This is a genomic window from Micromonospora sp. NPDC048887, assembly GCF_040649715.1.
In the GTDB taxonomy this organism is placed as follows: domain Bacteria; phylum Actinomycetota; class Actinomycetes; order Mycobacteriales; family Micromonosporaceae; genus Micromonospora.
This window is the reverse complement of sequence record NZ_JBEZGA010000009.1, coordinates 192,212-203,029: the sequence shown is the minus strand read 5'-3', so window position 1 is coordinate 203,029 and position 10,818 is coordinate 192,212. Positions and strand designations below refer to the sequence as shown.

The following is a 10,818-nucleotide window of genomic DNA, read 5'->3' as shown; positions in this document are numbered from 1 at the left end:
ACTCGCCGAGAGGAGGACGGTTGTCCCCGTCCACGTCCACCTTCCACCTCTGGATCGCCGTGAACGAGTCCCAGGTCACGACAGCGCTCACTGCGCTGAAAGTGACCCGCTCGTCACGCCGGCACGAATGGGGCAGCATCACCGACCTGCGAGCGGTCCCGGCCACCCCGGAGCCGTCGAAACTGCCCGGCGTCCTCGTGCTCTGCACCGCTACGGTGATCTTCTCCGCCGTGCTCTTCTTCGCGGGCGCACCACTGCCTGTCGTGCTGTTTCTGGTCGCGCTTCTGCTGGTCTGCGGGCTAGCCGCGATCACGTTGACGAAGCCGCCACCGCAGATCGAGGCGCCCGACCAGGCGGCTTTTCCGGCCCTGCACCGCACCCTGACCGACGCCGACGACCGGCGAGACTTCCTCGACCTGGTGGAGCTGGCGGAGCGGGCCGGCCGGGCACTGCCCGAGGTGGACCGCGTGATGGATGCGGCAGAGGGTGGGCAGATCCTGGCGCAGGCGCTCTGGGAGGCGAGCGACGTGCTCAGCCGCCGCCAGCAGTTGCGTACCCAGATGGGGCGCCGGCAGCCCGGCCCGGCGGCGGAGGATTCGACGAGCAGCGTGGGGAAGGCGCTGGCGGAACAGCGGCAGCGCGTGACAACGCTGTGGGACGAGACGGAGTCGGAACTGACCCGGGTGCGTAACGCGCTCGAACTCGCCGCCGTGGCTGCCGAGAACGCGGCACACGATCCCGGTGCGGACGATGCGGTCCGAGAGGCTTACCAGGAGTTGCTCAACATCTATGGCGAGCGGTACTAGCCGACGACTCGTCGGTGTCATCTGACAGGACTGCCGGGGGAGACGAATGCAGGCGCAGGAACGAGTAGCCGATCGATACGAACTGACGTATCCGATCGGTCACGGCGGTATGGGGGAGGTGTGGGCGGGCTTCGACGAGAAGCTGGACCGGCCCGTCGCCATCAAGTTCCTGCGTAAGCTCGCCGTACCCGATGGCGACCGCGACACCGCTGTCGACCGGTTCATCCGTGAGGCACGGGTCACCGCCCGCCTGGACCACCCCGGGGTGCCGAGCGTGCACGACGTCGGCCACCACGGCGACGACCTCTACATCGTCATGCAGCTCGTGCCGGGCGTGCTTTTGTCCGATCTGATCGCCGAACGCGGATGGCTCGCCGTGCCGTGGGCCGCCGCCATCGGCACACAGATCTGCTCGGTACTGGCGGTGGCGCACGCGGCCTCGCTCGTGCACCGTGACCTGAAGCCGCAGAACGTCATGGTGACCCCCAGCGGCGCCGTCAAGGTCCTCGACTTCGGGGTGGCCGCCCTGCTTGGGCCGGACGTACCCCGGCTGACCGCCACCGGGCACACGCTGGGCACGCCCACCTACATGGCTCCCGAGCAGGCGCTCAACAGTGCCGTAGGTCCCCGCACCGACCTCTACGCACTCGGTTGCGTGTTGTTCGAGCTGCTCACCGGCAAGCCGCCGTACCGGGCCGACAACCCACTCGGCATGCTGCACCGGCACCTGAACGACCCCGTCCCGTCAGTGCAGGAGCACCGCGCGGGCGTGCCGGACGTCCTGGTGCACCTCCTCGTACGGCTGCTTGCCAAGGACCCGCAGCACCGGCCCGAGTCGGCGGCCGAGGTCTACGAGCTGCTGGCGCCGTTCGGAGCGGTCGATGCCGAGAAGGCAGCCGACGCTGCCCCGACTGTGGCGGACGGGCAGCGGGTGGACCCGACAATGCCGTACCGGTATCCGTTCGGGCCGTTGCCGCCCCGTTCACCGCTGCCGCCGACGCGCATCGACATCGTCCGTCCACGAGCAGCGGCAGAGATCGTCGAGCCGCCGTCGCTCGACCAGCTCGCCGAGGTGGAGGAGAGGGCCTGGGAGCTTGCCGAGGAAGAGCGGTTCACCCAGGCCGCCGAGCTGCTCGAATCGGTGTTGCGGCCGATCAGCGGCGCGCACGCCGCCAGGCAACCGCGAGTCCTGGAGCTGCGGCTCAACCTGGCCAACCTGTACGTCCTGGCCGGGGCGTTCCGGCAGGCGCTTCCGGAGTTTCAGCGGCTCGTCGTCGATCTCGCCAAGCGTCCCGTGCCGGACGAGGAATTGATCTGGCAGTGCCGGCAGCAGGCGGCGAGCTGCCAGGCGGAGCTGGGCGAGGCGACCGAGGCGTTGCGAGAACTGCGGGCGCTCCTCGCCGAAGAACAGCGGGTGATGCCGCCGGACTCGCCGGAGCTCTTTCCGCTACGGCAGCAGATCGCCATGCTTGTCGCCGGCTTGGGCGACGTGCCCGAGGCGCGGCAACTGCTGGAGGGGCTACGGCGCGACATCAGCGCGCTCTACGGCTCAGGGTCTGCGCCGTCGGCCGAGATCGAAGCGCTGCTGAGCCATCTGCATCGGCTGGGGGAAGAGATGCCCGGATCGACGGGCCAGACTTCGTCCGGGGCAACACAGCGTGAAAGATGAGGAGCATGTTCGAACTGGAAGACGCCGTCAGCCGGGACGGCCTCGGCCGTCTCCCGCACGGCCGGGACCGGCTCGAGCAATGCCTTGACCGGTTGGCGCGCTTCCGGCGCGAACACCAGTTCTTCTTGCACAGCAAGGAGAACGTTACGCGACACACGTAATGCCGTGGCCGCGTGCGGCGTTCAGATCGTGTGGTGCCGCACCAGGCGGCGCCAGCGAAGCGCACACGAGCCGGCCAGCTTCGAGTTCTGGTCGACACCTGTTCTACCTGGAACCTCGCCATCGACCACCGGTCCTGCCACACCCGTTTCACCTGCGAGCTCGGCTTGGAGTTCAATCTGCGGCAACTGAGCGCAGGAGGTCGCCCAGCTCTTGCTCGCTGGCCAGCCCAGCGGGCCTGCTTGCGGGAGGAACACACCTGCCCGCTGTGTCTGGGCGCGGCCCCGACTCGTCCCTGTCGCAAGTACGACAGAGCGGTCGTGCTGATTTCCTCCACATCGCGCCTATCGTGGCTGCTCTGTGTCAAAGGCGGGCGGCCGGCTGCAGAATGCAGCTTCGAGGATGAGGAGTCGGCGCATGGTTTCGGCGCACGAGACGACGTTGCGTGAGCTGCTCGAGGGTGCGAAGCAGTATCGGGTGCCGCTCTATCAACGGACCTACTCGTGGACTGACTCGCAGCTCAAGCGACTGTGGGACGATATCCGCAAGTTGGCCGAGGAGCGTGTCGAGAGCCCGGACCTCACGCATTTCATCGGCTCGCTCGTGCTCGCGCCCAGCCCCACTTATGGGCCTTCGGTATCGGAGTTCCTTGTCGTGGACGGTCAGCAGCGGCTGACCACCCTGTCGATCCTGCTCTGTGCGATCCGCGACCACCGGGCCAAGCACGAGGACCTCGGCCACCGAGACCGGATCGACCAGGAATATCTCATCAACAAGTACAAGCCCGCCCACCGATTGAAGCTCGTTCCCACTCAGGCAGACCGGGCTGCCTACGAGGCGTGCCTGGAGGCGACGCCACAGGCTGGGGGCAGTGACCAGGTGGGCGCGGCGTACCGATTCTTCGCCGCCCAACTTGTCGCCGTCGACGATCCGGACGATCCGCTGGACATCGAACGCATCGAGGATGCCGTCATTTCCGGGATGTCCCTGGTCTCGGTCGTGGCGAAGGCCGGCGACAACGTTTATCGGATCTTCGAGTCGCTCAACAACACCGGCCTGAAGCTCACCCAGGCCGACCTGCTCCGAAATTACCTGTTCATGCGGCTACCGACCCGTGGCGAAGCGGTCTACGACTCGTTGTGGTTCCCCCTGCAGAAGCAGCTGGACTCTGGGGAACTGGAACAGTTGTTCTGGCTCGATCTGGTGCACCGCAACCCCGAGGCGAAGCAGACCGACACCTACGTTGGTCAGCAGGAACGGCTCAACGGCCTGCGCACCGAGACGGAGATCGAGGACGAGGTGCGCAGATTCTGCGGCCTCGGTGCCCTCCTGCGGGCCATCCTGCATCCCGAGGAGGAACAAGACCCGGAAGTGCGGCGACGCCTGACCAGGCTGAACGCGTGGGACACCACCACCGTATTGCCACTGCTGCTGCACCTGCTGGACCGTCGGCAGGAGGGGACCGCGACCTCCGGCCAGATCGCCTCTGCGATGCTCTATGTCGAGAGCTACTTCGTCCGGCGTCTGCTCATCGGCCGGGCCACCGCGAGCATCAACCGGGTGCTGCTGCGCATCGTAACCGACATGCGGAAGGACCTGTCGGTCGACGAGGCGGTACGCGCCTATCTGTCGGTGGGACGAAAGTACTTCGCCACCGACGCCAACCTGCGGGACGCTGTTCGGTCGATCCCGTTCTACCTCAATGGCCGCGCCACCCAGCGCAAGTTGGTGCTGCAATGGCTCGAAGAATCATACGGTAGCAAGGAGCCAGTCTCGCCGACGACGCTGACCATCGAACACGTCATGCCGCAGAGCCCGACCGCCGAGTGGAAGCAGATGCTCGGCGAGGACCTGCGAGGTGAGGAGAGCTTCGCCGAGGTGCATGAGGCACTGGTGCACACCTTGGGTAATCTCACCCTGACCGGCTACAACGCGGAGCTGAGTAATAGCTCTTTCCTGGTGAAGCGGGCCCAACTGGGTAAGAGCGGGATCGCGCTCAGCCGGGAGATCGCCGAGCAGAAGCGTTGGGGTCGCCCCGAGATCCATGCCCGTGCCGATGCCCTCGCAGATCGCATCATCGCCACCTGGCCCGGGCCGACTGAACAGGCAGGCGGCAAGTCGGAGGTGCCCTGGGACATCATGAACACGGCACTCGCCGCGCTGCCCGCCGGCTCCTGGACCGCGTACGGCGACCTCGCCGCGCTCATCGGTAGCCACCCCGTTTCGGTCGGTGCGCGGCTGGCCAACCATCGTGCGCCCAACGCACACCGGGTGCTTCAGGCAGAAGGCGTGGTGGCTCCTAATTTCCGCTGGCTCGATGAGGGCCGAAATGACGATCCACGCGACCTGCTGCGTGACGAGGGCGTGGAATTCGACAAGTATGGTCGGGCCAGCCAGGCCCAGCGCATCGGAGTGGAGGAGCTGGCCCAGCTCGCCGGACTGCCCCAGCAGGACGCGTCAGATCAACTGCTTCGGCCTCGGTCCCGGCGGAACAACTCGCTGGATGACCGCTTCCTTGAGCAGTTGACCGACCTGCAGGACGCGCAGGTCGCGCATGGGACGGTTGCGGTGCTCGAGGCGTGGGTCGGAATGGGTGGTCAGCTCTTCTACGGCACCGGGGGCGAGACGTCATGCTTTCTTATGGCCCGCGACAAGGCCCATCCACTTGGCAACATCTGGCCTTCCACCATTTATCCGAGTGGAAAGTTTGAGATTGTCTTTCAATACCTGACCATCCGAACTCCATTCGACGACATAACACTGCGGGAACAGTTCCGTCAGCGGTTGAACGAGCTGCCGGGCGTGAAGATCGCCGCCGCAAAGCTCGCGCTGCGTCCGGGCTTCTCCCTTGACGTACTCGCGGACGCGGCCGCCCGGGAGACGTTGGTCGAGCACCTCCGATGGTTCTACGCGCAGGCCCTGACGAGTGAAGCGTGATACGCCCGCCGGTGCCTGAGAGGAAAAGAGAAGTGAATCAACCCCTCACCTTGCATGAGATCCTCGCCGTGCTGAATGCCCCGGCTTCGGTCGATGACCTTCGTCGGTACTTCCACTCAGCCGGCGAGTCGGCCTTCACCGGCGGGCAGTTCGATGTGCTCGGCGGGGGCGGGTCCCGTCCCGAGGTCGCGTACGTGGTCACCGCTGAAGACGTGGTCGCGGTCGAGTTGCTCGGCGTGTGCATCCCGGCGAGACAGCGGCTCAACCTGCTGCGGGGCCAACTCGGCCGGGAAGTGACCGCCCAATTGGTCGACATCCCGAATGATGTCGAACTGGGGAACGCGGCGGCGCTGCAGTACATCGTCGATGCTGGTGCTGCGAGCTCCCTGTGGAATCGCCTCTGTGCCGCGGACGGCATCGGTTGGGTGACCGCTGGCAAACTGCTCGCCCGGAAACGGCCGTCGCTCGTGCCGGTTTACGACACCGTCGTCTCCTGCGCCTACGGCACACGGACCGGCTTTTGGCGGTGGCTACACGGCAAGCTCGGCGAAGAGGGCGGAGTCTTGAGGGAGAAGCTCGACACCCTGCGTCGGGACGCCGAGTTGCCGGCCCTGGTCAGTCGGCTGCGGGTGCTCGACGTCGTGTTCTGGATGCGGCACCGAAGCGATCACGTTCCCGGCGACTGCTCTGGGCTACGAACGCCCGACCCCGTGTAGGGACGAGATGCGTGAGATCACGGTCCGGTTCGACTGTCCCGACCATGACGGTGAATGGCGTCCGTAGGCTGAGGAATTCGATCCGGTGCGCTGTAACTATGCTGGCTGCGATGCCGTACCGCCTCCCTTCAGGCTCCCGACGGCCGGCGGTGCTTCTCCCAGAGCGCACGGTCTGCGATATCGGGCGTGGTGCCGGGCGGGAAGTCCCGGTAACCCGACCGGGGGTCCCAGGCCGCGACAAGCAGGTCGAGGCCATGCAGGAGAAGCACCGGCCAGGGGCTCACCGCGGTCAACTCGATGAACAAACGTCGTGCCTCGTCACGCTGCACCTCGCCGTCCCGTCGGCTGTAGCCGAGGTCCCACACGAGGCTGTAGCCGTCGATGACGGACTCCTCCTCCGGCTCGTCAAAGGGGTAGCTGTAAGGGTTGGCTGACAACTCGCCGCCGACGACGCCGGGCCGTCCGTCCGAGGCCGGTCGACTGAGGTACACCTTGCCCTCGTCGTCTCGGCTGAACTCCACGTGCATGCGGGCGGCGAGTTCAGCCGCCACACCCTCGGGCGTCAGATTGGTGTGGATGAAGATGTGCTCGAAGGTGGACATGCGCCGTCCGGCTCCTAGGGAAGATCGATGATGCGGCCGTCGCCGAGGATGATGCGTACCGTCGCCGGCATCTGCTGGTCATGAACACGGGCCTGTCCGGCCGCCCGGCCGTAGCCGCGGCGCGCATCCTCCTCCGTCAAACCGACGTTACGACCGTCGAGGACCGCGACCCCGTCGGATCCTGCCTGTTCACCCGCCTCAAGGATATTCCGCCGTACGCTACTGCTGCCTGACCCGACCAGTGTCTTGAACTCGGTGATCACACCGGGATCCTCCGGACCAGTCCGCACCATCGCATCGGGATTCTTCATCTTGTGGGCGTCGTCTATTCGTTCCCTCGGATGGACCATCTCACCGTCGCCGGCGAGACGGTCCGCGATCGCCCGCTCCTTCTTTTCGAAAAGCGCCCGAGGATCGTGCACCCCCGGGTGGAACTCGTCACCGAGCGGGCCGTGGTGTCGGCCCGGATCGAAGTCGGCGGGCCTCGACCCGTGCGGGCCGTCCGGTTTGGCGGATCCGCCACCTGGAACCTCAGGGGAGCGACGACCCAGAAGGCGGCTCAGCGCCTCCTTCAGCTTCTCGATCAGCTCACCCAGCCGCCGTACCTCCGGCATCAGCCGCCGCAGGCTCGCCAGCAACCCCCGCAACAACCGCCCGATCCGCGCCGCCCACGACGCCACTGTCGTGGTCACCTGCTCGACCACCAGCGGCGTCGCCAGCCCGGCCGTGGCGACCAGTTCGGTCGCGTACACGATCAGGCGGGACACGCAGGCGGCGATGGCGTCGCGGACCAGCAGCCGCACGGCCGCGACCAGGCCGGCGGCGCCTTCGGTGATCGCGGCCATCGCCTCTGCGCCCTGCGCCAGCCCGGTGATGGCCTGCTGCTGTTCGCCCGCCCAGCGGCGGTAGCCGGTGGCGGCGGCGCCGGTCCAGCCGGCCACCTCGGCGCGTACGGCGTGGGTCAGCTCGGCGGCGTCGTCGCGCAGTGACGCGGCGACGTTGCGCCAGGTCTGGGCGTGCGCGGTGATCTCGGCGGGGTCGCCGGCGAGCCAGTCCAGGGCCTCGCTGAGCGGCTTGACGTGTTCGATGAGCCAGGCGATGCCGTACTGGAGGAGGGCCCCGGCCGGGTCGGAGACGAGCGCGAGCGCGTCGAGGCCGGCGCTGACCACGCCGAGGCTGCTGTCGATCCAGCTGCCGGTGCGTACGCCCTGGGCGATGAGTTCGATGTCCTCGCAGATCCACACCCCGGCCCACGGGCTCGGTCCGGTGTCCGCCGGGTCGGCGACCAGCGGATTCGTGCTCACCTCTGCTGCCGCAGCCGGTCGAGCAGGTGCGCGGCGCGCGCGTCTGAGGCGCGGTAGCGCTCCGCGCTCGCTCGCACCCTGTCCGCGGTGTCCCGGACCGAGGTGGCGGCGGTGCCGATGCCGTCGGTCAGGGTCCGTTGGAGGCCGTCGAGCAGGACCGGCATGATCGCGCAGAGTTGCCCGTACGCGTCGGCGCTCAGCCGGACGTGCTCGCCGGCCTGCCGGGCGGTGTCGATGCTGTCGGCGCGGTGGCCGAGGCGCGCGGCGTGCGCGTTCAGGTCGTCCGGGTCGACCTGGAGGCCGTCACCGGGCTGCATCCGGTGTGCCCGGATCGGGGTCGAGCCGTCGCCGGTGCGACTCGACAATCGCCGTCGCGGCCGGGTCGTCCGCGCCGAACGTTTCGGTGGTCGCCTCGGTGAGCCGACGCAGCAGGTCCGCCCGGGCGGCCCGGGTGACCACCAGGATCTGCCGGGCGGTGTGCGCGGCGGAGTGCTGCCGGACACGCTCGTCCAGTCGTACGTCGGTGGGCAGCCCGGACGCGTCGACGGTGACCTCGACCAGCCCGTCGGCGCTGCGGGCGATGCCGGTCAACGCCTGTGTGCGGGCGGACAGCTCGCGGGCGCGCGCCCCCCGGTCGGCCAGCGACGACTCCCACTCGTCCAGCCGGCGTGCCGCCGCGTCCAGCGCGGCCTCGTCCGCCCACATCACGACCCTCCCCGGAGGACTTCGACAGCGCCACGCTACCAACCGATCGCGGTGCGTGTATGCCCCGTCGAGGCTACGGAGCGGGTCAGCCCTGCAGCCGCCGCGCCCAGTACACCTGACCGTCAGGTCCCATGTAGACGAGCGCCAACAGCAGGTCCGGCAAGGACACCGGCGCGGTGGCGATCGGGTGCACCCGCTGGTCACCGTCGTAGGCCACCGGCGCCTGGTACGCCCGCCCGAGCGCGGCCTGCGCCCCGTCGTAGCCGACGAACTCCAGCGACGAGCGGAGATGGAGCGCCTCCGGCCCGTACGGCGGGTGCTGGCGCCACCAGCGCCAACCGCCGACGGCCGCCACGGTCAGGACCAGCACCGCCACCATCGAAGCCGCCCGCCGCCACGTCACGGTCCTCAGTGAACCACTCCGCCGCCGCCCCTGCGGGCCAGCCCGGCGATGGCTGCCACCGACCGGTCCACGTCCGCCTCCGTCGTGGTCGCGTTCGACACCGAGATCCGCATCAGCCGCCGTCCCCGCCAGGTCGTCCCGCCCACCCAGCACGTCCCGTCGGCCTGCGCCGCGGCCACCACCCGGTCGGTGCGCGCGTCGTCGCCGAACCCGACGAGCACCTGGTTGAGCACCACGTCGTTGACCACCTCGAACCCGGCTGCGGTGAGCCCGTCGGCGAACCGCCGGGCCAGCGCGCAGCATCGCTCCACGAGCGCGGCGACGCCGTCGCGGCCCAGCTCCCGGAGGCCGGCCCAGACCGCGAAGCCACGGGCGCGGCGGGAGGACTCCGCGGTCAGGTCCGCGCCCGCCGGCACACCACCGGAACCCACGAGGTACGCGGCCGCGTACGACATGGCCGCCGCGTGCGCGTCGGGCCGGGCGCAGAACGCGAACGCCGTGTCGTACGGCAGGTTGAGCCACTTGTGGCCGTCGCAGGCCCACGAGTCGGCGTTTTCCAGCCCGTCCACCAGGTGCCGGGTCGACGGGCTCGCCGCCGCCCACAGCCCGAACGCGCCGTCCACGTGCGCCCAGCCGCCGTGCCGGTGGACCAGGTCGCAGGCGCGGCGCAGCTCGTCGCACGCGCCGGTGTTCACGTTGCCCGCCTGAAGACAGACGATCGTCGGTCCGGGACCGGCGTCGCGCAGCGCCGCCGCGAGCGCGTCCGGGTCGACAGCGCCCTGCGGGCCGGCCGGTACCGCCCGCAGCGCGTCGGTGCCGAGACCGAGCAGGCGCAGTGACCTGTCGATGGTGGCGTGCCGCTCCGTGCCCGCGAACACGCGTACCTCGGGCGCGCCGGACAGGCCGCGTCGTTCCACGTCCCAGCCGGCGTCGGCGAGCACCTGGTGGCGGGCGGCGGCGAGCCCGGCGGTGTTGGCGGCCTGCCCGCCGGTGACGAACCCGACCGACGCGGTGGCCGGGATGCCGAGCAGGTCCTTGAGCCAGGTCCCGGCGGCCGCTTCGGCGGCCACCGCGGCGGGGGAGGTGACCGCGTTGAACGCGACCTGGTCCCACCCGGCGGCCAGCATGTCGGCGGCGGTGGCGGCCGGGGAGGCGCCGCCGACGACGAAGCCGAAGTAGCGCGGCCCGGCGGTGGCCACGAGCCCCGGTTCGGCGGCGGCCACCAGGTCGGCGAGGACCCGTCCGGGCGGGGTGGGCGCGTCCGGCAGCGGCCCGGCGAACGCCTCGTTCAGCGCGGCCTGGTCGACGGGTACGCCGACCGGCCGGTCCGGCAGCGACAGCCGGTAGTCGGCCGCGTGGTCGGCGGCGCGCCGGAACAGGTGCCTCAGCTCGTCCATCGCCGCACCCTAGCCGCAGCCACCCGGAGGTGGGGCCTGTGCGGGCTGTCCGGGCGCACGTGGAGTGAGTGCTGAGTGACGTCCGTGACCGCTGGCTCACCCATCGTTCCTGCGCTTGTG

Annotated in this window: 11 protein-coding genes; 5 read left to right on the top strand and 6 right to left on the bottom strand. The window is 69.2% G+C overall.

Features of this window, described 5'->3' with window-relative positions:
* Nucleotides 1–20 precede the first annotated feature (20 nt).
* The 5 genes from AB0C17_RS16625 (at nt 21) to AB0C17_RS16605 (ending at nt 6,287) form a co-directional block, all read left to right on the top strand.
* Nucleotides 21–806 (top strand): hypothetical protein, encoded by a 786-nt coding sequence (locus AB0C17_RS16625; protein WP_357479241.1) that lies wholly within the window; start codon nt 21–23, stop codon nt 804–806.
* A gap of 46 nt (nt 807–852) precedes the next feature.
* Complete coding sequence (locus AB0C17_RS16620; protein ID WP_357479238.1) at nt 853–2,475, top strand: serine/threonine-protein kinase; 1,623 nt, start codon at nt 853–855, stop codon at nt 2,473–2,475.
* A gap of 5 nt (nt 2,476–2,480) precedes the next feature.
* The gene (locus tag AB0C17_RS16615) at nt 2,481–2,636 is read left to right on the top strand and encodes a hypothetical protein (protein ID WP_357384515.1); all 156 of its coding nucleotides are present in this window, start codon (nt 2,481–2,483) and stop codon (nt 2,634–2,636) included.
* Nucleotides 2,637–3,051: 415 nt separating this feature from the next.
* Entirely contained in the window at nt 3,052–5,571 is a 2,520-nt protein-coding gene (locus AB0C17_RS16610) for a DUF262 domain-containing protein (protein ID WP_357384517.1), read from the top strand.
* A gap of 32 nt (nt 5,572–5,603) precedes the next feature.
* Complete coding sequence (locus tag AB0C17_RS16605) at nt 5,604–6,287, top strand: DUF6308 family protein (RefSeq protein ID WP_357384519.1); 684 nt, start codon at nt 5,604–5,606, stop codon at nt 6,285–6,287.
* Between the two features lie 128 nt (nt 6,288–6,415).
* Here the strand turns inward: AB0C17_RS16605 and AB0C17_RS16600 are convergent, their stop codons facing one another.
* From AB0C17_RS16600 to AB0C17_RS16575, 6 genes are all read right to left on the bottom strand, one after another.
* Nucleotides 6,416–6,889 carry a hypothetical protein gene (locus AB0C17_RS16600; RefSeq protein ID WP_357384521.1) on the bottom strand — a complete coding sequence of 158 codons (474 nt, stop codon included), beginning with the start codon at nt 6,887–6,889 and terminating at the stop codon, nt 6,416–6,418.
* 14 nt (nt 6,890–6,903) lie between these two features.
* Nucleotides 6,904–8,193 carry a hypothetical protein gene (locus AB0C17_RS16595; protein WP_357384523.1) on the bottom strand — a complete coding sequence of 430 codons (1,290 nt, stop codon included), beginning with the start codon at nt 8,191–8,193 and terminating at the stop codon, nt 6,904–6,906.
* Nucleotides 8,190–8,510, bottom strand: coding sequence for a type VII secretion target (locus AB0C17_RS16590; RefSeq protein WP_357479235.1), 321 nt, complete (start codon nt 8,508–8,510; stop codon nt 8,190–8,192). Before AB0C17_RS16590 ends, AB0C17_RS16595 begins: the two co-directional genes overlap by 4 nt.
* Nucleotides 8,497–8,898, bottom strand: coding sequence for a YbaB/EbfC family nucleoid-associated protein (locus AB0C17_RS16585; RefSeq protein WP_357479232.1), 402 nt, complete (start codon nt 8,896–8,898; stop codon nt 8,497–8,499). Before AB0C17_RS16585 ends, AB0C17_RS16590 begins: the two co-directional genes overlap by 14 nt.
* An 85-nt stretch (nt 8,899–8,983) precedes the next feature.
* The gene (locus AB0C17_RS16580) at nt 8,984–9,301 is read right to left on the bottom strand and encodes a hypothetical protein (RefSeq protein ID WP_357479229.1); all 318 of its coding nucleotides are present in this window, start codon (nt 9,299–9,301) and stop codon (nt 8,984–8,986) included.
* Nucleotides 9,302–9,306: 5 nt separating this feature from the next.
* On the bottom strand, nt 9,307–10,698 hold the full coding sequence (locus tag AB0C17_RS16575; RefSeq protein WP_357479226.1) for a pyridoxal-dependent decarboxylase: 1,392 nt from the start codon (nt 10,696–10,698) through the stop codon (nt 9,307–9,309).
* Nucleotides 10,699–10,818 lie beyond the last annotated feature (120 nt).

Bases quoted from the DNA above. Each gene is read 5' to 3' on its own strand.
- AB0C17_RS16615 (WP_357384515.1), top strand. From the start codon at position 2,481: ATGTTCGAACTGGAAGACGCCGTCAGCCGGGACGGCCTCGGCCGTCTC.
- AB0C17_RS16610 (WP_357384517.1), top strand. From the start codon at position 3,052: ATGGTTTCGGCGCACGAGACGACGTTGCGTGAGCTGCTCGAGGGTGCG.
- AB0C17_RS16600 (WP_357384521.1), bottom strand. From the start codon at position 6,889: ATGTCCACCTTCGAGCACATCTTCATCCACACCAATCTGACGCCCGAG.
- AB0C17_RS16590 (WP_357479235.1), bottom strand. From the start codon at position 8,510: ATGCAGCCCGGTGACGGCCTCCAGGTCGACCCGGACGACCTGAACGCG.
- AB0C17_RS16575 (WP_357479226.1), bottom strand. From the start codon at position 10,698: ATGGACGAGCTGAGGCACCTGTTCCGGCGCGCCGCCGACCACGCGGCC.
- AB0C17_RS16620 (WP_357479238.1), top strand. From the start codon at position 853: ATGCAGGCGCAGGAACGAGTAGCCGATCGATACGAACTGACGTATCCG.
- AB0C17_RS16585 (WP_357479232.1), bottom strand. From the start codon at position 8,898: ATGTGGGCGGACGAGGCCGCGCTGGACGCGGCGGCACGCCGGCTGGAC.